Source organism: Streptomyces sp. NPDC058664 (genome assembly GCF_042716635.1).
Classification (GTDB): domain Bacteria; phylum Actinomycetota; class Actinomycetes; order Streptomycetales; family Streptomycetaceae; genus Streptomyces.
This window is the reverse complement of record NZ_JBHXRW010000004.1, coordinates 84,265-102,810: the sequence shown is the minus strand read 5'-3', so window position 1 is coordinate 102,810 and position 18,546 is coordinate 84,265. Positions and strand designations below refer to the sequence as shown.

General features: G+C 73.3%; 20 protein-coding genes. 9 read left to right on the top strand and 11 right to left on the bottom strand.

What is annotated here, in order from left to right:
• Positions 1 to 119 precede the first annotated feature (119 nt).
• On the top strand, positions 120 to 1,094 hold the full coding sequence (locus ACFWUY_RS05105; protein WP_384102117.1) for a hypothetical protein: 975 nt from the start codon (positions 120 to 122) through the stop codon (positions 1,092 to 1,094).
• On the opposite strand, the gene ACFWUY_RS05100 is transcribed toward ACFWUY_RS05105, so the two are convergent.
• The 6 genes from ACFWUY_RS05100 to rsmI form a co-directional block, all read right to left on the bottom strand.
• Entirely contained in the window at positions 1,091 to 1,996 is a 906-nt protein-coding gene (locus ACFWUY_RS05100) for a 4-(cytidine 5'-diphospho)-2-C-methyl-D-erythritol kinase (protein ID WP_384102115.1), read from the bottom strand. The genes ACFWUY_RS05105 and ACFWUY_RS05100 overlap by 4 nt on opposite strands.
• A complete protein-coding gene (rsmA, locus tag ACFWUY_RS05095; protein WP_384102113.1) occupies positions 1,993 to 2,865 on the bottom strand; it encodes a 16S rRNA (adenine(1518)-N(6)/adenine(1519)-N(6))-dimethyltransferase RsmA in 873 nt (290 codons plus the stop codon). Before rsmA ends, ACFWUY_RS05100 begins: the two co-directional genes overlap by 4 nt.
• A gap of 50 nt (positions 2,866 to 2,915) precedes the next feature.
• Positions 2,916 to 4,250 carry a ubiquitin-like domain-containing protein gene (locus ACFWUY_RS05090; RefSeq protein WP_384102109.1) on the bottom strand — a complete coding sequence of 445 codons (1,335 nt, stop codon included), beginning with the start codon at positions 4,248 to 4,250 and terminating at the stop codon, positions 2,916 to 2,918.
• A 72-nt stretch (positions 4,251 to 4,322) separates the two neighbouring features.
• Entirely contained in the window at positions 4,323 to 5,192 is an 870-nt protein-coding gene (locus ACFWUY_RS05085) for a TatD family hydrolase (RefSeq protein ID WP_384102107.1), read from the bottom strand.
• Positions 5,193 to 5,254: 62 nt separating this feature from the next.
• Entirely contained in the window at positions 5,255 to 5,785 is a 531-nt protein-coding gene (locus ACFWUY_RS05080; protein ID WP_384102105.1) for a hypothetical protein, read from the bottom strand.
• Positions 5,786 to 6,032: 247 nt separating this feature from the next.
• Positions 6,033 to 6,908, bottom strand: a complete 876-nt coding sequence (gene rsmI / locus ACFWUY_RS05075) for a 16S rRNA (cytidine(1402)-2'-O)-methyltransferase (protein WP_384102103.1) — start codon at positions 6,906 to 6,908, stop codon at positions 6,033 to 6,035.
• Positions 6,909 to 6,969: 61 nt separating this feature from the next.
• On the opposite strand from rsmI, the gene ACFWUY_RS05070 reads away from it, so the two are divergent.
• Positions 6,970 to 8,712, top strand: coding sequence for a dolichyl-phosphate-mannose--protein mannosyltransferase (locus tag ACFWUY_RS05070; RefSeq protein ID WP_384102101.1), 1,743 nt, complete (start codon positions 6,970 to 6,972; stop codon positions 8,710 to 8,712).
• A 74-nt stretch (positions 8,713 to 8,786) separates the two neighbouring features.
• Here the strand turns inward: ACFWUY_RS05070 and ACFWUY_RS05065 are convergent, their stop codons facing one another.
• Positions 8,787 to 9,353, bottom strand: a complete 567-nt coding sequence (locus ACFWUY_RS05065; protein WP_384102099.1) for a DUF4291 domain-containing protein — start codon at positions 9,351 to 9,353, stop codon at positions 8,787 to 8,789.
• A 115-nt stretch (positions 9,354 to 9,468) separates the two neighbouring features.
• Positions 9,469 to 10,365: an NAD(P)-dependent oxidoreductase gene (locus ACFWUY_RS05060; protein ID WP_384102097.1), complete on the bottom strand. Its 897-nt coding sequence runs from the start codon at positions 10,363 to 10,365 to the stop codon at positions 9,469 to 9,471.
• A 49-nt stretch (positions 10,366 to 10,414) separates the two neighbouring features.
• Here ACFWUY_RS05060 and ACFWUY_RS05055 point away from each other — a divergent pair, with 49 nt between their 5' ends.
• The 4 genes from ACFWUY_RS05055 (at position 10,415) to ACFWUY_RS05040 (ending at position 14,135) form a co-directional block, all read left to right on the top strand.
• Positions 10,415 to 10,822, top strand: a complete 408-nt coding sequence (locus ACFWUY_RS05055) for a MerR family transcriptional regulator (RefSeq protein WP_384102095.1) — start codon at positions 10,415 to 10,417, stop codon at positions 10,820 to 10,822.
• 110 nt (positions 10,823 to 10,932) lie between these two features.
• Entirely contained in the window at positions 10,933 to 12,579 is a 1,647-nt protein-coding gene (locus tag ACFWUY_RS05050; RefSeq protein ID WP_384102093.1) for a penicillin-binding transpeptidase domain-containing protein, read from the top strand.
• Positions 12,580 to 12,763: 184 nt separating this feature from the next.
• On the top strand, positions 12,764 to 13,264 hold the full coding sequence (locus ACFWUY_RS05045; protein WP_384102091.1) for a YbaK/EbsC family protein: 501 nt from the start codon (positions 12,764 to 12,766) through the stop codon (positions 13,262 to 13,264).
• A 19-nt stretch (positions 13,265 to 13,283) separates the two neighbouring features.
• Entirely contained in the window at positions 13,284 to 14,135 is an 852-nt protein-coding gene (locus ACFWUY_RS05040) for an EamA family transporter (protein WP_384102089.1), read from the top strand.
• Positions 14,136 to 14,257: 122 nt separating this feature from the next.
• Here ACFWUY_RS05040 and ACFWUY_RS05035 read toward each other — a convergent pair whose 3' ends face one another.
• Together ACFWUY_RS05035 and ACFWUY_RS05030 are read right to left on the bottom strand one after the other, a co-directional pair.
• Positions 14,258 to 14,959, bottom strand: a complete 702-nt coding sequence (locus ACFWUY_RS05035; protein ID WP_384102398.1) for an NUDIX domain-containing protein — start codon at positions 14,957 to 14,959, stop codon at positions 14,258 to 14,260.
• A 35-nt stretch (positions 14,960 to 14,994) separates the two neighbouring features.
• A complete protein-coding gene (locus tag ACFWUY_RS05030) occupies positions 14,995 to 15,378 on the bottom strand; it encodes a DUF4406 domain-containing protein (protein ID WP_384102087.1) in 384 nt (127 codons plus the stop codon).
• Between the two features lie 49 nt (positions 15,379 to 15,427).
• Between ACFWUY_RS05030 and ACFWUY_RS05025 the strand changes: the two genes are divergently transcribed.
• The gene (locus ACFWUY_RS05025; protein WP_384102085.1) at positions 15,428 to 16,186 is read left to right on the top strand and encodes a DeoR/GlpR family DNA-binding transcription regulator; all 759 of its coding nucleotides are present in this window, start codon (positions 15,428 to 15,430) and stop codon (positions 16,184 to 16,186) included.
• A 172-nt stretch (positions 16,187 to 16,358) separates the two neighbouring features.
• Here ACFWUY_RS05025 and ACFWUY_RS05020 read toward each other — a convergent pair whose 3' ends face one another.
• The gene (locus tag ACFWUY_RS05020; RefSeq protein ID WP_384102083.1) at positions 16,359 to 17,153 is read right to left on the bottom strand and encodes an SDR family NAD(P)-dependent oxidoreductase; all 795 of its coding nucleotides are present in this window, start codon (positions 17,151 to 17,153) and stop codon (positions 16,359 to 16,361) included.
• A 173-nt stretch (positions 17,154 to 17,326) separates the two neighbouring features.
• On the opposite strand from ACFWUY_RS05020, the gene ACFWUY_RS05015 reads away from it, so the two are divergent.
• Both ACFWUY_RS05015 and ACFWUY_RS05010 read left to right on the top strand, forming a co-directional pair.
• Entirely contained in the window at positions 17,327 to 17,878 is a 552-nt protein-coding gene (locus ACFWUY_RS05015) for a GNAT family N-acetyltransferase (RefSeq protein WP_384102081.1), read from the top strand.
• A 50-nt stretch (positions 17,879 to 17,928) separates the two neighbouring features.
• Positions 17,929 to 18,546 carry a LysE family translocator gene (locus ACFWUY_RS05010; RefSeq protein ID WP_384102079.1) on the top strand — a complete coding sequence of 206 codons (618 nt, stop codon included), beginning with the start codon at positions 17,929 to 17,931 and terminating at the stop codon, positions 18,544 to 18,546.

Here is an 18,546-nt window from a genome sequence, read left to right as displayed (position 1 = left end):
GCCCCATGCCGTCGGCCAGGCGGGCGACCCGGCGGCCACGGCTGCCGGACCCCACCACTGACGATCCGTCATGTTCTCCTCGGGCCACCGCCCCCAAGCCGCCTCGAAGGAGAGCCCCCATGACGAGACACCCACGCCTCGCCGCCGTCGCCACCGCCACCGCCGCCCTCGCCGTGCTCGCGGCCGGACCCGCGTCGGCCGGTGATCCGACCGTGACCGACCCCCGTGTCGTCGCCCACTTCGACTTCGCCGCCGGGCAGAACCCGGAGAACATCGCCCTCGAACCCGACGGCTCCGCCGTCATCACCTTCGCCTTCGCCCATCAGGTCGCCCGCGTCACCAAGGAGGGCGACACGACGATCCTCGCCACCCTCCCCGAGGTGCCGGACGCGCAGACGCCCGTCGGCGGGGCCGTCGCGCTGGGCATCGCCCGCGCCCACGACGGCACCCTGTACGTCGCCTACGTCACCGGTACGGAGGAGACCGGCATCTGGCGCATCGCGCCCGGCGGCGGCGAGCCGGAGCAGATCGGGTTCTTCCCGGCGGACTCCTTCCCCAACGGGCTCGCCCTCGACGAGGAGTGCGGCACCCTCTACACCGCCGACTCGCGGCTCGGCAGGGTGTGGAGCCTCCCGGTGACCGGCGGCACGCCCACGGTCTGGGCCACCGGAGCCGCGCTCGAACCCACCGCGCAGATCCCCTTCGGCGCCAACGGCCTCAAGGTCCGCCACGGTGCCGTCTGGGTGTCCAACACCGGCCGCGCGACCCTGCTGCGCATCCCGATCGGCCCCGGTCCCGACCACGCGGCCGGCCCGGTCGAGACCCGGGCGACCGGGCTCACGTCCATCGACGACTTCGCCTTCACCGGGCACGGCGACACGGTCCTCGCCGCGCTGAACCAGGTCAACGAGCTGGCGCTCGTACGCCCCGACGGCAGCCACAAGACCGTGCTCACCCGCGCGGACGGCCTCGACAACCCGACCTCCGTGGCGGTGCGCGCCAAGGCGGTCTACGTGAACAGCGCGGCCTTCTTCAACACACTGGACCCGGACCCGAACCTGCTCCTGGCCCGGATCTCCAAGAACAAGCTCTAGAGAACCCTGGCGCCCGGCGCCGGCGAGGTCGCCACCCGCGCCGTGCGGCAGGTGCCCGAGGCGATCAGGGCGGCGGCGACCGCCTCCGCGGACTCCGCGTCCTTCACCAGGAAGGCGGTCGTCGGGCCCGAGCCGGAGACCAGGGCCGCGAGGGCGCCCGCCTCCGTGCCCGCCGTCAGGGTCGCCGCCAGCGACGGGCGCAGGGAGAGCGCCGCCGGCTGGAGGTCGTTCGTGAGGGTGCCCGCGAGGGCGGTCGGGTCGCCGGTGCGCAGGGCGTCCAGGAGGGCCGGGGACGCGGTCGGCTCGGGGACCTCGGCGCCCTCGGCCAGGCGGTCGAACTCGGCGAACACCGTCGGCGTCGACAGTCCGCCGTCGGCGACGGCGAACACCCAGTGGAAGCTCCCGCCGACCGGCAGCTCCGTCAGCTTCTCACCGCGGCCCGTGCCGAGCGCCGCCCCGCCGACCAGGCTGAACGGCACGTCGGAGCCGAGTTCCGCGCAGATCTCCAGGAGTTCGTCCCGGGTCGAGTCCAGGCCCCACAGGGCGTCGCAGGCGAGCAGCGCGCCGGCGCCGTCCGCGCTGCCGCCCGCCATGCCGCCGGCCACCGGGATGTCCTTGGCGATGTGCAGGTGCACGTCCGGGGAGATGCCGTGCCGGGCGGCGAGCAGCTCGGCGGCCCGCGCGGCCAGGTTGGTGCGGTCGAGCGGCACCTTGTCGGCGTCCGGACCCTCGCAGGTGACGGTCAGCCCGGCGGCGGGGGTGGCGGTCACCTCGTCGTACAGCGACACCGCGAGGAAGACGTTGGCCAGGTCGTGGAAGCCGTCGGGGCGGGCCGCGCCGACCGCGAGCTGGACGTTGACCTTGGCCGGGACGCGGACGGTGACGCCGCCGGGGGTGGTCACGCCTTCGCCTCCGCGATCCTCGCGAACTCCTCCACCGTCAGCGCCTCGCCGCGCGCCTGCGGCGAGATCCCGGCCTTCACCAGGGCCTCCTCCGCCGCCGCGGGCGAGCCCGCCCACGTGGCGAGGGCGGCGCGGAGCGTCTTGCGGCGCTGCGCGAAGGCCGCGTCGACGACCGCGAAGACCTCCTGCCGGGTGGCGGTGGTCGCGATCGGCTCGGTGCGGCGGAACAGGGCGACGAGGCCGGAGTCGACGTTCGGCGCGGGCCAGAAGACGTTGCGGCCGATGGACCCGGCGCGCTTGACCTCCGCGTACCAGTTGGCCTTGACCGACGGCACGCCGTAGACCTTGTTCCCGGGCTTGGCGGCCAGCCGGTCGGCGACCTCGGCCTGGACCATGACGAGGGTCCGCTCGATGCTCGGGAACCGCTCCAGCATGTGGAGGAGCACCGGCACGGCCACGTTGTACGGCAGGTTGGCGACGAGCGCGGTCGGCGCCGGGCCCGGCAGTTCCTGGACGTGCATCGCGTCGGAGTGCACGAGCGCGAAGCGGTCGGCGCGCGCGGGCATGCGGGCGGCGATCGTGGCGGGCAGCGCGGCGGCGAGGACGTCGTCGATCTCGACGGCCGTCACCCGGTCCGCGGCCTCCAGGAGGGCCAGGGTGAGGGAGCCGAGGCCCGGCCCCACCTCCACGACCACGTCGTCGGGGCGCACCTCGGCCGTGCGGACGATCCGCCGGACGGTGTTGGCGTCGATGACGAAGTTCTGGCCCTTCTGCTTCGTGGGGCGCACGCCGAGGGCGGCGGCCAGTTCACGGATGTCGGCGGGGCCGAGGAGGGCGTCGGGGCTTTCGGGGCCGGTGGTGGTGCTCACCGGTACAGCCTACGGGGCACGGGTGGGGCAGCCCTACGACTCACCCCGTCTCACCCGTGCAGCCGCCTGCCGCAGTGGGGCCACGGGCTCGCCCCCCGCTGCATGTAGAGCTTCTTGGCGCGGAAGGTCTGCTCGGCGGCGGGCGCGTTCTGGGCGGTGCCGCTGCCGCCGAGGGAGCGCCAGGTGCCGGGGTCGAACTGGTAGAGCCCGCCGTACGTCCCCGAGGGGTCGACGGCGTTCGGGCGGCCGCCGGACTCGCAGGCGGCGAGCGCGCCCCAGTCGAGGCCGTCGGCGCCGGCGACGGAGGTGGGCATCGGCCGGGTGCCGACCCGCACCGTGCGGCTGACCGGTTCGCGGACGATCTCCTCGGCGATCCTGCGGGGCTTCTGCCGGACGCCGTTGACGGTGCGCAGGCCGTAGGTGACGCGGCGGACGCCCTGGACGCCCTGCCGTTCGACGACCTCGGTGCCGGTGAACAGCTCGGGGTCGCGGGTCCGCTCGACGGCGTACGGGATCACCTCCTCCCGTACCTGCCGGGAGGCGGTGATCCGCAGCACGGTGACGGTCTGGCCGTCGCGGGGGAAGGAGTCGGCGGGGACGGAGACGGTGTCCTGGCCGGAGAGGGTGATGCCGGCCTCGGCGAGGGCCTCGCGGACGGTGGCGGCGTTCGTGCGGACGGTCCGCTCGCGTCCGTCGGCGAGGAAGGTGACCGCCCGCTCGGTGCGGACGTCGAGGGCGAGGCCCTGCCGGGAGATGGGGGCGCCACGGGAGACCGAGAGGTACGCGCCCTCGGCGCGGACCCCGAGCTGGCGCAGCGCGCCCTCGACGGTGCGGGCGGTCGTCCACACCTGGCGGCGCCGGCCGTCGAGGGTGAGGGAGACGGGGCGGCCGTAGCGGACGACGATCTCGTCGCCGCTGGTCAGGGCCTCGGTGGGGGCGGGCGCGACGATGTCGTGGTCGCCGACGACGAGACCTTCGTCGGCGAGGAGCTCGTGGACGTCGTCGGCGAAGGTGTGGAGGGTGCGCGGCTCGCCGTCGACGGAGAGCCGGACCGCCTTGTCGTCGGCGACGAAGGCGCTGGTGCCGCCGGCGAGGAAGGCGACGACGAGGGCCTGTGGGACGAGCCGCCGCAGGCTCTCGGCGCCGCCCCTGGGGGCCTTGCGGCGGCGGGCGGCGCGCCGGGAACCGGCGCGGGAGCCCTGTCCCTGTCCCTGTCCCTGTCCGGGGACGGTGCCGGGGGCGGCGGGGGTTCCGCCTCCCGCGCCGGGCCCGGGGCCGACCGGGGGAATGACGAGCGGCGCGGCCTGTGTCGGCTGCTCGTGGAGGGGCAGGGTGGCCGTCGCGCCCCGCCGTCCGGCTCGGTGACTGCCCTGGGAAGTGCTCACGAGGCCGGGACCCTAGCCCCGCCCACGGCCACACTGCGGAACGACCCGACTACGACACGTAACCGTTATTGATCAGTAATCGAAGGCGCGGGCCGTGTTCACGGCGATCGCCCCGGCCATCTCCTCCTCCCCGATGCCCCGCACCTCCGCCATCGCCCGGAGGGTGACCGGGATCAGGTAGGGCGCGTTCGGGCGGCCGCGGTAGGGCGCCGGGGTGAGGAAGGGGGCGTCCGTCTCGACGAGGACGAGTTCCAGCGGGGCGACGGCGAGCGCGTCCCGCAGGTGCTGGGCGTTCTTGAAGGTGACGTTGCCCGCGAAGGACATGTAGTAGCCCTTGGCGGCGCAGATCTCGGCCATGGCGGCGTCGCCGGAGTAGCAGTGGAAGACGGTCCGCTCGGGGGCGCCCTCCTCGTCGAGGACGCGCAGCACGTCGGCGTGGGCCTCGCGGTCGTGGATGACGAGCGCCTTGCCGTGGCGCTTGGCGATCTCGATGTGGGCGCGGAAGGAACGCTCCTGCGCGGCGATGCCCTCGGGGCCCGTACGGAAGAAGTCGAGGCCGGTCTCGCCGACGCCGCGGACGTACGGGAGGGCGGCCAGCCGGTCGATCTCGGTGAGGGCGTCGTCGAGGGCCGCGTCACCGCCGCCCTCGCGGGCGCCCTGCCGGGACCAGCCGTCGGGGTCGCCGAGGACGATCCGGGGGGCCTCGTTGGGGTGCAGGGCGACGGCCGCGTGGACGTGCTCGTGGGCGGCGGCGGTCTCCGCGGCCCACTGGGAGCCCTTCACGTCGCAGCCGACCTGCACGACGGTGGTCACCCCGACGGCGGCGGCCTTGACGAGGGCCTCCTCGACGGTCCCGGACTGCAGGTCCAGGTGGGTGTGCGAGTCCGCGACCTCCACGAGAAGGGGTTCGGGCAGCGGCGGCGGGGTGTCCTTGGCACTCATGCCCCCGATCGTACGAGGGCCATGAGTGCCCGTGCGGGGCTACCCGGGGCGCCCGCCGCCGGTCACTGGTGGCGCCGGAAGGGATGCAGGAGGTCCGACAGGTGCCAGTGGTGCGGCACCGGCGGGCTCTCGGGGGCGCTCCCGGGGGTGCCGTCGGGGCGTTCTTGTCCGGTGGACCTGGTGGACCCGGCGGACCCTGCGGGCCTGGCGGTCCCGGCTGTTCCTGCGGCCCCGGCGGGCCTGGAGGGGTCTTCGGTGAGTTCCTGTCCGATGGGCCCGGACGGTGAGACGGGCTTGGTCGCCCTCGCCCCGTGCTGGTGCTTCTCCGTCGCCGCGATCAGGTCGAGCACCGACGACACCTGCCCCGCGCGCATGATGCGGACGACGTGGCCGCCGCAGTTCATGCAGGTGGGGCTGGAGAGCGGGGACGGGACCCGCTCGCCTCCGGCCTTGTAGACGACGAATTCATGACCGGCGGCGTCGACGTGGTGCTCGATGTCGTACTCCTGCTCCCAGCCGTATCCACAGCGCATGCAGGCGAAGGCGTACGCCTCATGGGCGACGGATATGCCGGTGCCGGTGATCTCGCTCATGCCAGCTCCTCTCCACTGATCAGTGGACGCCTTTTCGGGCCGGAGCGCATCAGCGGGGACCGAACCATGGGAGGCTTTTGGCTCTCCATGGCTCTCCCCTTGCCGAGCGCCCAAGGAAAAATGTCCCGGCGCCGGGTTCGGCTTTACTTTTCAGCGTAAATCAGCGCAGGACGCCCTGTGCTGTCCGGAGCCGTAGAGGATGGGTGCCGCCGGTCCGGCCCCCGCCCTTTCCCCGCTCAGCCCCGCCCTACGCCGGTCCGGACGCGCCCTTCCCCTGCCCGGACGCGGTCTTCGCCGCCACGACGGCGTCGAACACCTCCCGCTTGGGCAGCCCCGCGTCGGCGGCGACCGCCGCGATCGCCTCCTTGCGCCGCTCGCCCGCCTCCTCGCGCACCCGCACCCTGCGGACCAGCTCTTCGGCGTCGAGCTCGGCCGGTCCGGTCTCCGGGGCGCCCTCGACGACGACGGTGATCTCGCCCCGTACGCCCTCGGCCGCCCAGACCGCGAGCTCGGCCAGCGGGCCGCGCTTGACCTCCTCGTACGTCTTCGTCAGTTCGCGGCAGACGGCGGCCCGGCGCTCGGCGCCGAAGACCTCGGCCATCGCGGCGAGCGTGTCGTCGAGCCGGTGCGGGGCCTCGAAGTAGACGAGGGTCCGACGCTCGTCGGCCACCTCGCGCAGCCGCCCGAGCCGCTCCCCCGCCTTCCTCGGCAGGAAGCCCTCGAAGCAGAAGCGGTCCACGGGCAGCCCGGAGAGGGCGAGCGCGGTGAGCACGGCCGACGGGCCGGGGACGGCCGTCACCTTGATGTCCTGCTCGACCGCGGCGGCGACGAGCCGGTAGCCGGGGTCCGAGACGGACGGCATGCCCGCGTCGGTCACGAGCAGCACCCGGGCGCCGCCGGCCAGGGCCTCGACCAGCTCCGGCGTACGGGCGGACTCGTTCCCCTCGAAGTACGAGACGACCCGTCCCGTGGTGTGGATGCCCAGCGCCCGGGTCAGACCCCGCAGCCTCCGGGTGTCCTCGGCGGCCACGATGTCCGCGCTCTCCAGCTCGGCGGCGAGTCGGGGCGGAGCGTCCCCGATGTCACCGATGGGGGTCCCTGCGAGTACCAGCGTTCCTGTCACAGGGGCCATCCTCCCAGCCCGGACGGGCGACGCGCACAGGCGCGTTCCCTACGATGGCGCGGTGACCAGTACCGCACCCGAGACCCTGGAGGGCCGGCACGCCGTGGCAGAGCCCTCTTCGTGGCAACAGCGGCTCCGACGTTTCGGCTACGCGCCGCCCGCCGGAAGCACCGCACCCATCGGGCTGCGCGAGCGGCTCGTCCCCGCGTACACCCGTCCCTCCGAGCGCGTCATGTCGCTCCTCGGCCTCGGCCCCGGCGGCGCGGAGCGGCTGTGGCGGCTGGCGGCCTGGGGCGGCCCGCTCCTGGTCACGGCGGTCGCGGGCCTGCTGAGGTTCTGGAACCTGGGCAAGCCGCACGCGGTGATATTCGACGAGACGTACTACGCCAAGGACTCCTGGGCCCTGATCAACCAGGGGTACGAGGGGGCGTGGCCGAAGGACATCGACAAGAAGATCCTCACGGACCCGGGTTCGGTCCTCGTACCGACCGACCCGGGGTACGTGGTCCATCCCCCGATGGGCAAGTGGGTCATCGGCCTCGGCGAGAAGATGTTCGGCTTCGAGCCGTTCGGCTGGCGCTTCATGGTGGCGCTGCTCGGCACGCTGTCCGTCCTGATGCTGTGCCGGATCGGCCGGCGGCTGTTCCGTTCGACGTTCCTGGGCTGTCTGGCGGGTCTGCTGCTCGCCGTCGACGGACTGCACTTCGTGATGAGCCGCACGGCGCTGCTCGACCAGGTGCTGATGTTCTTCGTGCTCGCCGCGTTCGGCTGCCTGGTCCTGGACCGCGACCGGGTCCGGAAACGGCTCGCGGGCGCGCTCCCGGAGGACGAGGAGGGGGTGCTTCGGCCCGACGCGGAGATCGCGGAGTCCGTACGCCTGGGATGGCGGCCGTGGCGGATCGCGGCCGGCGTGATGCTGGGGCTCGCGGCGGCGACGAAGTGGAACGGTCTGTACGTCATGGCCGCGTTCGGCCTGATGACGGTCCTGTGGGACGTCGGCGGCCGGCGCACGGCGGGCGCCGTCCGCCCGCACCTCGCGGTGCTGAAGAAGGACCTGGTCCCGGCGTTCGTGTCGGTGGTGCCGGTGGCGATCGGCACGTACCTGGCGACCTGGACGGGCTGGCTCGTCTCGGACAAGGGCTACTTCCGCGACTGGGCCGCCAAGCAGGACAAGCTCGACGGCGGCGGGACGTGGAGCTGGCTGCCGGAGTGGTGGCGCAGCCTGTGGCACTACGAGTACGAGGTCTACAACTTCCACGTCGGCCTGACCTCGCCGCACACCTACGAGTCGAACCCGTGGTCGTGGATCGTCCTCGGCCGCCCGGTCTCGTACTTCTACGAGTCCCCGGCCCCCGGCACGGCCGGCTGCCCGGCCACCACGAAGGAGAAGTGCGCCCAGGAGATCCTGGCCCTCGGCACCCCGCTCCTGTGGTGGGCCGCCTGCTTCGCGATCCTGTACGTCCTGTGGCGCTGGGCGTTCCGCCGCGACTGGCGCGCGGGCGCGATCGCCTGCGGCATCGCGGCCGGCTGGGTCCCCTGGTTCCTCTACCAGGAACGCACGATCTTCCTCTTCTACGCGGTCGTCTTCGTGCCCTTCCTGTGCCTGGCGGTGGCCATGATGCTGGGCGCGGTCATCGGCCCGGCGGGCTCGTCGGAACGGCGCCGCACGTTCGGCGCGGTGGCGGCGGGGTGTGTGGTCCTGCTGATCGTCTGGAACTTCATCTACTTCTGGCCGATCTACACGGGCACGCCGATCCCGCTGGACCAGTGGCGCGGCCGGATGTGGCTGGACACCTGGGTGTGACGGCGGGGGGCCGGGGCGGGGCGGGAGCGCCCCGGCCCCGCTCCCCGCTCCCCGCTCCCCGCTCCCGCCGGTCGTCATCCGCCGGGAGGGCGGAGGTGCTCCCAGGCCGGGGTCAGCGGGTAGGCGCGCTCCGGAGGGAGCAGGCGCCGGGCCTTGTCGGCGTGCCCCGTACGGATCAGTTCGGCGGCCTTGCGGACCTGTGGGGTGAGGTCGGTGAGCCCGACGGTCCAGTCGTCGGCGAACGTCCGGATCAGGTGACGGCCGATGCCGACCTGGATGCTGTAGTGGTTCAGCGCGGCTCCGCGCGGTGAGCGTTCCGGGTCCCACTGGACGTGGACGGCCGCCTGGGCCACGGCCGCCGGATCCGCGGTCGTGAGGACGGCCCTGGACAGCGCCTCCTCCCAGCCCTCCCGGGTGATCCGCACCGCGAGCACGCGTTCCTGGCCGGGTTCGCGGGCCCAGTTGCCGCGGTGCACCAGCCACGGGAACGACGGCTTGATCCACGTCATCCGGTGGAAGGAGAACGGCGCCACGAAGCGGCCCGCCCGCAGGGCCGCGTCGGCGATGGCGGGCGGGTACGCCTGGTAGACCACGATCGTGCGGGCGTCGTAGTCGGCACGGATCGGGTACGGAGAGGCCATGCGGGGCACCCTGCCATCGGCCCCGGCGGCGCGGCGAGGCGATTTCCGCGTATCGGCCGGTCAGGGCGGACCGGGCCAGGTCGGACCGGGTCAGGTCACGTCACGCCCGGTCAGGTCACGCCTCGGCGGGCTTGCCGAACTCCTCGATGAGCACCGGGTACTGCTCCCCGCCGTGCCCGGCGGCGATCGCGCGGTCGGCCATCGCCTTGAACAGCTTCGGCAGTTCCGCGTTGACGCCGGCCGCCTCGCTCTCCTCGATCAGGTGCGCCATCGCCCGGGCGTCGGTGTCCAGGGCCGACACCTCCGCCGGGTAGGAGCCGCGGTCGATCTGCTCGGCGTACCCCGGCAGCCATGCGGCGACCCCGGCGGCGATCCGCCGGGCGAACGGCGCGTACGTCGCGGCGTCGACGCCGGCCGTCCCGAGCAGGGCGGTGCCCTGGAGCCAGGCGTTCAGGACGCTCCACATCATGGCGAGGCCGGCCACGTCGTACAGGGACGCGAGCCCGTGGTCCTCGCCGAGGTGGGTGACGGTGCCGAGCGCGCCGAGCACGGGCTCGTACTCCTCGAAGACGGACCGCGGTCCGCTGTGCAGGATCACCGCCTCTGCGGTCCCGATCACCGGCGGTACGGCCATGACGGCGCCGTCCAGGTAGCGGGCGCCGCGTTCCTGCGCCCAGCGGGCGGTCTCCCTGGCCTGTGCGGAGTCGCCGGAGGTCAGGTTGACGAGTGTCGTGCCGGCCAGTTCGACGTCGCTCGCACCGAGCAGTTCGCGCACGGCCCGGTAGTCGGTGACGCAGACGACCGTCAGGGCGCCGGCGCGGATCGCGTCGGCGGCCGTCGGGGCGAGCCGGGCGCCCTCGGCGACCAGGCGGTCGGCCTTGGCGGCCGTGCGGTTCCAGACGGTCGTGGGGTGTCCGGCCTTCAGGAAGGCGCCGGCGAGCGCCTGGCCCATCAGGCCAAGTCCCAGGACGGTCACGGGAGTAGGGGTGTCGGTGGTGTTGTCGTCGGTCATGGCAGCATCGTGAACGTTGATACCGGTATGAAGGTCAAGGGGGACTTCGATGCGGATCGGGGAGCTGAGCCGCCGGACGGGTGTCCACACGCATCAGTTGCGCTACTACGAGGCCCAGGGATTGCTGGAGGCCGGGCGCGGCGGCAACGGGTACCGCGAGTACGACGAGGACGCCGTGCTGCGGGTGCGGCAGATCCGGCACCTGCTCGACGCCGGGCTGTCCTCCGAGGACATCGCGTATCTGCTGCCCTGCGCGGTCGGGGAGACCCCGGAGCTGCTCGGCTGCCCCGAGCTGCTGGCCGCGATGCGGTCGCGGCTGCGGCGCATCGACGACCAGATGGAGCGGCTGGCCCGGTCGCGCGACGCCCTCACCGGCTACATCGACGCGGCGGAGCGGGTGAGCGACGTGAACTATCCGCCCTTCGACGGTTCCGGCCCCGTGCCGGTCTCCGCCTGACCGTTCCGCACGGAACCCCGTTGCCCACGTGACGGATGTGCCGATAGTTGCTCGACACACCGAGAGGGCACTGCTTGACTGGACGGCCACCTGGGGAGGGGACCGCAGTCATGCGCAGTGGAGCCAAGGTCGCGATAGTGGGGAGCGTGTTCGCCGTAGTGGCGGGCGGGGTCGGGTACGGCGGCTACAACCTGTGGAACGGGATCACGGGCGGCGACACGTCGTCCGTGGGGACCCGGTCCGAGGCCGCACCGAAGACGGGGCCCGTCACCGCCGAGGAGGTCGAGACGGCCTCGCGGGAGTTCCTGGCGGCCTGGGCGGCCGGTGAGCCGGAGAAGGCCGGGCAGCTGACGAACGACCCGGTCACGGCGGTGCCCGCCGTGGCGGCCTACCGGGAGGGCGCGAGGGTCTCGGAGGCCGTCATCACGCCGGGGGCGGCCGTCGGGACGAAGGTGCCGTTCACGGTGAAGGCGACCGTGACGTACGACGGCGTGTCGAAGCCCTGGTCGTACGCCTCCGAACTGACCGTGGTGCGGGGGAAGTCCACCGGCCGGCCGCTGGTGAAGTGGGCGCCGTCCGTGCTCCACCCGAAGCTGCTCACCAACAACGCCACGCTGCGCACGGTCGAGGCGATGAGCGACAGCATCAAGGCCGTCGACCGGAACGGCGACGAGCTGTCGGTGGAGGAGTACCCCTCGCTCGCGCCGATCATCGCCGAACTGCGCACCCGGTACGGGGCGAAGACGGGTGGCACGGCCGGGATCGAGACGTGGATCGTCTCGGGCAGCGAGGCCGTTCCCAACACCTCCGTCCTGGTCCTGCGGAAGGGGAAGCCGGGCACCCTGAAGACCACCATCGACCCGGACGTCCAGGCGGCGGCCGAGAAGGCGGTCAAGGGGTACGGGAAGGCGGCGGTGGCGGCGATCGAGCCGTCGACGGGCGCGATACGGGCGGTCGCCAACAGCCCGGCGGCCGGCTTCAACACGGCGTTCCTGGGCAAGCAGGCCCCCGGCTCGACGATGAAGATCGTGACCGCGACGATGATGATGCAGAACGGTCTGGCGACGCCCGACACCAAGGTGGAGTGTCCGTCCGACGTCATCTCGCGGAGCAGCACCTTCCAGAACCTCGACAAGTTCAGCATCACCGACGGCACCCTCACCGAGGCGTTCAGCCGGTCCTGCAACACCGCCTTCATCAAGGCGATCAGCCCCCTCAGCGACAAGAACATCGCGGACACCGCCCTCGGCGCGACCGCCCGCGACTCCTTCGGCATCGGTCAGGTCTGGCAGGTGGGTGTCCCGGCGGCGGACGGCAGCGTCCCCGAGTCGGCCGGGAGCGAGACTCCCGCCTCGTACATCGGCCAGGGCAGGATCACGATGAGCGCCCTCAACGTCGCCTCGCTCTCCGCGACCGCGAAGAACGGCGGCTTCCTCCAGCCGTACCTGGTGGCGAAGAGCCTCGACGGCCGGGAGTTCGCCACGGCCGAACCGCTCTCCGGCGAGGTCGCCACGGGGCTGCGCAAGATGATGAGGGCGGCGACGACGGGGAACGGCACCGCGGCCGAGGCGATGGCCGGCGTTCCCTCCCCGAAGGGCGCCAAGACCGGCTCCGCCGAGGTCGACGGCCAGTCCACGTCGAACAGTTGGTTCACCGGCTACTCGGGCGACCTCGCGGCGGCGGCGGTCGTCGAGGAGGGCGGCCACGGCGGCGACTCGGCGGGCAAGGTGGTCGCGAAGGTCCTGAAGGCGGGCTGACGCACCTGGGGCACGGGGCCGGGGTGACGCACCCGGGGTACGGGGGCCGGGGTGACGCACCCGGGGTACGGGGCCGGGGTAACGCACCCGGGGTACGGGGCCGGGATGACGCACCCGGGGTACGGGGTGCCCGGGGCCGGAACCCGGTCGCATGGCCCGTACAGCCACCGCTACCGTGCGGGCCATGACCTCAGACGACATCTCCCCCGCGCACCCTCAGTTCGCCGCCGCCCTCAAGGAGTTGGGCCTCGCCGTCGAGATCCGCCGCTTCCCGGACGAGACCCGCACCGCCCAGCAGGCCGCCGGGGCCATCGGCTGCGAGGTCGCCGAGATCGTGAAGTCGCTGATCTTCGCCGCCGACGGGGTGCCGGTCCTGGTCCTGATGGACGGCGCGTCGCGGGTGGACGTGGAGCGGGTACGGCAGGAGCTGGGCGCGGGGAAGGTGACCCGGGCCGACGCGAAGGCGGTCCGGGAGGCCACCGGGTACGCGATCGGCGGCGTCCCGCCCTTCGGGCACCGGACGCGGACCCGGGTCCTCGCCGACCGGGGCATCCTCGACCACGACGTGGTGTGGGCGGCGGCGGGCACCCCGCACACGGTCTTCGCGATGGACCCGAAGTCGCTGGTGGCGCACGCGGGCGGAACCCTGGTGGACGTCCGCGAGCCGGCCGGGGACACCCGGTGAACGTTCGCGAGCCCTCGGCGTGACGCCGCTCGTGACCCTCGTGGTCCTCGTCGCGGCCGTCACCCACGCCGGCTGGAACGCCATCGCGCACCACATCAGGGACCAACTGCTCTCGTTCACGCTGATCTCCGGCGGCGGGGCGGCGATCGGCCTGGTCACGGCCTGCTTCGTACCGCTGCCGGCGGCGGGGGCGTGGCCGTACCTGATCGCGTCCGCGCTCCTCCACGTCGGCTACTACGCCCTCCTCATGCGTTCGTTCACGCTCGGGGACTTCGGGCAGATGTACCCGATCGCACGCGGTACGGCCCCGCTGGTCGTGACGGCCCTCGCGGCGGTCCTCCTCGACGAGATACCGGACGGCCGGCAGCTGCTCGGGGTGGCGGTGGCGTGCGCGGGCCTGACGGGCCTGGCCCTGTGGGGCGTCCGGGGGAAGGGCGACCGCCCGCACTGGCCGGCCCTCCTGGCGGCGGGCGCGACGGGCCTCTCGATCGCGCTCTACACGGTCGTCGACGGCGTCGGCGTCCGCGCCTCCGGCACCCCGCTCGGGTACGTCGCGTGGCTGATGATCCTGGAGGGCCTGGTGATCCCGGCGTACGCCCTCTGGACCCGCCGCGCGGCCCTCCTCCCCCAGCTCCGCCCGTACGCGGCCCGTGGCCTCCTGGGCGCGGCCCTCTCGGTCGCCGCGTACGCCCTCGTCCTCTGGGCCCAGACGAAGGCCCCTCTGGCCCCGATCGCCGCCCTGCGCGAGTCCTCGATCATCGTGGGCGCGGCGATCGGCGCGCTCTTCTTCAAGGAGCGCTTCGGCGGCCCGAGAATCGCGGCGGCGGGCCTGATGGTGGTGGGCATCGGGCTGATGCTGCACGCGGGGTGACGGGCGCGGCCGGCAGGGCCCGCCACGGCGGCGTTCTCGTTCGAGTGAGCATCCGCCTCCGGCGGCGTCCGCCGTACCCGGCCCGGACACGGCCGCCCGGTCCCCCTCTGCTCGGAGCGGGGTCAGCCGGTGTCCGCCGCAGGGGCGAAGGGGCCGTGCAGGGCGGCCCATTGGAGGAGCAGGATCGTCTTGCCGTCGGCGATGTGTCCGTCGCGGACCATGGCGAGGGCGTCGGCGAAGGACAGCTCCAGGACTTCGATGTCCTCGCCTTCTTCCTCCAGCCCGCCGCCGCTTCCGTCCCGGTCGGCCGGTGTGTAGGGGGCGGCGTAGAAGTGCAGGCGTTCGGTGACCGAGCCGGGACTCATGTAGGCGTCGAGGACGTGGGTGAGCGGGCCGAGTGTGACGCCGAGTTCCTCGGCGGCCTCGCGCCGGACGGCGTCGAGCGGGTCGTCGTCGTCGAGCAGCCCGGCGGCGGCTTCGACGAGCATGCCGTCCGGGTGGCCGTTGACGTAGGCGGGGTAGCGGAACTGGCGGGTGAGCAGCACCAGTCCGCGCTCGGCGTCGTACGGCAGGACGACCGCACCGTCGCCGCGGTCGTAGGTCTCGCGCTGCTGGGTCTCCCAGCGTCCGTCGCGGCGCCGGTAGTCGAAGGTGGTGCGGCGCAGTACGTGCCAGCCCTGGGACGTGAGCTCCACGTCGCGGACCACGACGTCGGGGTTGCGGTCCAGGTCACGGCCGGCCCGGTCGAGGCCGGTGCGGCCGCGGTGGTCGGGGATGTCGACACCGGGGCGGCCGGGGACGTCGGCGGCGGGGTGGTCGGGCATGTCGGCGCCGGGGCGGTTCGACGGGCTCGGGCTGGTCACGCGGTCTCCTGCGGGGTGCGGCGCGGGATCTCGTCCACGTGGTGGTAGACGGGCAGGCCGCGGCGGCGGGCGGTGGCGACGTCCTGGTCGGCCCCGGCGGAGTCCCCGGGGAGCCGGAGGACGGCGTCGCAGTGGGCGAGCAGGCGGTCGGCGGTCGGGTGGAGCACCTGGTCGGCGAGGGGGTCGGTGGGTCCCGCACCGGCCGAGCGCAGGACGGGCAGGGCGACCCACTCGCCGATCATGGGGATGTGACCGGTGGCGAAGACCGGCCACGCCGCCGCTTCGAGGCGGGCGAGGTTCGCGGCCATGGCCCGCGGGTCGCCGTCGGTACCCGAGCGGTAGGGCCCGGCGATGAGGATGAGCATCGGCTTGTCGGTCATGGTGCGCTACGGTACATGCAGAAACGTGCAAAATCTGGAAGGAATACGAATGCTGGCCGCTGAACGGCGCGACCACCTGCTGAATCTGCTCGCCCGCGAGGGCAAGATCGTCGCCAAGGACGTCGCCGCGGACCTGGGCATCTCCGAGGACAGCGTGCGGCGCGACCTGCGCGACCTCGCCGCCGAGGGACTCTGCCAGCGGGTCTACGGCGGGGCGCTGCCCGCCTCCCCGGCCGTCGTCGACTACGCGGCCCGGCAGACCGTCACCCCCGAGGGCAAACGGAGGGTCGCCACCGCGGCGGCCTCCCTCGTCCAGCCGGGCAGCGCACTGATCCTGGACGGCGGCACCACCGCCCTCGCCGTGGCCCGTGCCCTTCCGCCGGACCTGGCCTGCACCGTGATCACCCACAGCCCGACCGTCGCGGCGGCGCTGCTCGACCATCCGCGGGCCGAGGTCTTCCTGCTCGGCGGCCGCGTCTTCAAGCACTCCGCGGTGACCTGCGGGGCGGCCGCGGTCGAGGCCGCCCAGAACGTCTCGGCCGACCTCTGCCTGCTCGGCGTCACCGGCGTCCACCCCGAGGCGGGGCTGACCACCGGAGACGCCGAGGAAGCCGCGATGAAGCGCGCGCTGGCCACACGGGCCGCGGACACCTACGTCCTCGCCTCGTCCGAGAAGATCGGCACCGCCTCCCGGTTCCGCGTCCTGCCCTGGGAGGAGATCAGCGGACTGATCACCGACGCCGACCCCGGCGACCCCGTGGTCGAACACCTCGCGGCGCGCGGCGTGGAGATCCTGGCGGCCGGCTGAACCGGCGGCGCCGCCGGTCACACGGTGTCGGTCCCTCCCGGCCCGTCGCACGAGGCGCGGAAGAAGTCCGTACGGATACGGCGGAAGCCGGTGTGACCGGTCACCCGGGAGCGGGCCAGGCACCGGACGGCGGGCCCGCGCCCGTCGTCCGCCGCGTCGGTCGGTCCGTCGGTCAGTCCCCTTCGAAGGGGTTCAGGACCTCCGCGAAGTGGGTGTTCACCGCGAGCAGCCCGCCGTCCACCCGCAGGACCGTGCCCGTGATCCAGGACGCGTCCCGGGAGGCGAGGAAGGCGACGGCGGCGGCCACGTCCTCGGGGGTGCCGACGCGGCCCAGGGGGTAGACGCGGTCGGCGAGGGCCGCGAGTTCCTGTTCGCGGCCCGTCCATGCCGTCGTCGCGATCGTGCCCGGGTTGATCTGGTTCACGCGGACCCCGCGCGGCGCCGCGTCGCCCGCCAGGGTGCGGGTGAGGGAGGCCAGGGCCGCCTTCGCCGCGCTGTAGGCGTGGCCGCCGAAGTCGGCCTCGGCGTTGACGGAGCCGATGGTCACGATCGCCCCGCGCCCGCCGGCCGCCGCCAGGTGCGGCAGCGCCGCCCGGGAGCAGCGGACGGCGCCCAGGAAGGTGACGTCGTGCTGGCCGGTCCAGACCTCGTCGGGCTCGTCCTCGAAGCGGTCCCGGTCGGGGGCGACGGGCGCGAGGGCGTTGTTGACGAGGACGTCGAGACCGCCGAAGGCCTCCACGGCGTACGCGACCGCCGCCTCCACCGAAGACCGGTCGGCCACGTCGCAGTGCCGGGCCAGCGCGCCGGGGATGTCCGCCGCCGTGTTCCCGGCCTCCGCCTCGTCGATGTCGGTGACCAGGACCCTGGCGCCCTCCGCCGCGAGGCGCCGCGCGGTGGCCGCTCCGATGCCGCGCGCCGCGCCCGTGACCAGTACTCCGTATCCGTCGTATCGCCTGGTGAGTTCCATGGCCCGATCTCAGCACCGAACGCGTCGACCACACCAGGGCGCACCACGGCTCCGCCATCCGAAAAGGCGGAGAGCGACGTTCCATCGGCGTCGAGCTCCTTTTTCCCACAGGCGACGCCGGATTACCTTCGACCGGTCCGACGTCCGGTTCGCTTCCGACCCGAAGGCACCCCATGCCGGTCCGCCCCGCCACCGCCCGCGACGCCGAGCTCCTGTGGAACGTCCTGCTGGAGGCGTACAACTGGAACGGCGAGCAGAGGTTCACCGTCGAGCAGCTCGCCGCCGATCCGTATGCCGCGCGCTACCTCGCCGACTGGCCCCGAGAGGACGACTTCGGAGTGGTCGCCGAGACCGACACGGGCGAACCGGTCGGGGCGGCCTGGGCGCGCCGCCTGCCCGAGGACAGGCCCGGGTACGGCTTCGTCGCACCGGACGTCCCCGAGCTGAGCCTCGGCGTGCTGCCTGCCCATCGTGGGCGCGGATACGGGCGCGCGCTCATGGAGGCGCTGATCCGAACCGCCGTCGAGCGGCCGGCTCCGGTCGCTCGGCTCAGCCTCAGCGTCGAGGACGGGAACCCCGCCGTGGGCCTTTACACCTCTCTCGGCTTCACCCGTGTCGGACGCAACGGCGGCTCGGACACGATGGTCCTGAGTACCGGCCCGACGTACCAGGGCCGCCCCGACTCCGTCACCTCGCCCTCGCGCGACCGTCCGTCGATCGACTAGCGTCACGGGGTGCCCTGAGGCGCGGGGCGTGGATGTGGGGGATCGGGAACATGGCTCAGTTGATCGCCGTAGCGGTCATCACCGTTCTGGCTGTCATCAGCCCCGGCGCGGACTTCGCCATGACCGTCCGCAACAGCTATCTGTACGGGCGTACGGCGGGCGTCCTCGCGGCCGTCGGGATCGCCCTCGGCGTGCTCGTCCACGTCACGTACACGATGCTGGGCGTGGGCCTGCTCGTGTCCCGCTCGCCGATGCTGTTCACCGCGATGAAGCTGATCGGCGCCGCGTACCTGGTGTACATCGGGTACAGGACCTTCGTCACCAAGTCGCGGGTGGACGTGGACCTTTCGGACGGCGCCGGGCTGTCGAAGGCGGGGGCGCTGCGCACCGGGTTCCTGACGAACGCGCTCAATCCCAAGACGATGCTCTTCGTCCTGAGCACGTACACGCAGGTCGTCAGCGCCGACACCCCCGTCTTCCAGCAGGTCGGCTACGGGCTCTTCATGTCGTTCGCGCACCTGGTGTGGTTCGGGCTCGCCGCGGTCCTGTTCTCCCAGGAGGGCCTGCGGGCCCGGCTGTTGCGGAAGCAGGCCGTGCTCAACAAGGTCATCGGGTCCGTGCTCGTCGCGCTCGGGATGGTGCTCGCGCTGACGCCCTCCGTCGCCTGA

Excerpts from the sequence above, each read along its gene's own strand:
- ACFWUY_RS05105 (WP_384102117.1), top strand. The coding sequence starts at position 120 with ATGACGAGACACCCACGCCTCGCCGCCGTCGCCACCGCCACCGCCGCC.
- ACFWUY_RS05085 (WP_384102107.1), bottom strand. The coding sequence starts at position 5,192 with ATGAGTGCCAAGGACACCCCGCCGCCGCTGCCCGAACCCCTTCTCGTG.
- ACFWUY_RS05080 (WP_384102105.1), bottom strand. The coding sequence starts at position 5,785 with ATGAGCGAGATCACCGGCACCGGCATATCCGTCGCCCATGAGGCGTAC.
- ACFWUY_RS05065 (WP_384102099.1), bottom strand. The coding sequence starts at position 9,353 with ATGGCCTCTCCGTACCCGATCCGTGCCGACTACGACGCCCGCACGATC.
- ACFWUY_RS05060 (WP_384102097.1), bottom strand. The coding sequence starts at position 10,365 with ATGACCGACGACAACACCACCGACACCCCTACTCCCGTGACCGTCCTG.
- ACFWUY_RS05055 (WP_384102095.1), top strand. The coding sequence starts at position 10,415 with ATGCGGATCGGGGAGCTGAGCCGCCGGACGGGTGTCCACACGCATCAG.
- ACFWUY_RS05050 (WP_384102093.1), top strand. The coding sequence starts at position 10,933 with ATGCGCAGTGGAGCCAAGGTCGCGATAGTGGGGAGCGTGTTCGCCGTA.
- ACFWUY_RS05045 (WP_384102091.1), top strand. The coding sequence starts at position 12,764 with ATGACCTCAGACGACATCTCCCCCGCGCACCCTCAGTTCGCCGCCGCC.
- ACFWUY_RS05035 (WP_384102398.1), bottom strand. The coding sequence starts at position 14,959 with ATGCCCGACCACCCCGCCGCCGACGTCCCCGGCCGCCCCGGTGTCGAC.
- ACFWUY_RS05030 (WP_384102087.1), bottom strand. The coding sequence starts at position 15,378 with ATGACCGACAAGCCGATGCTCATCCTCATCGCCGGGCCCTACCGCTCG.
- ACFWUY_RS05025 (WP_384102085.1), top strand. The coding sequence starts at position 15,428 with ATGCTGGCCGCTGAACGGCGCGACCACCTGCTGAATCTGCTCGCCCGC.
- ACFWUY_RS05020 (WP_384102083.1), bottom strand. The coding sequence starts at position 17,153 with ATGGAACTCACCAGGCGATACGACGGATACGGAGTACTGGTCACGGGC.
- ACFWUY_RS05015 (WP_384102081.1), top strand. The coding sequence starts at position 17,327 with ATGCCGGTCCGCCCCGCCACCGCCCGCGACGCCGAGCTCCTGTGGAAC.
- ACFWUY_RS05010 (WP_384102079.1), top strand. The coding sequence starts at position 17,929 with ATGGCTCAGTTGATCGCCGTAGCGGTCATCACCGTTCTGGCTGTCATC.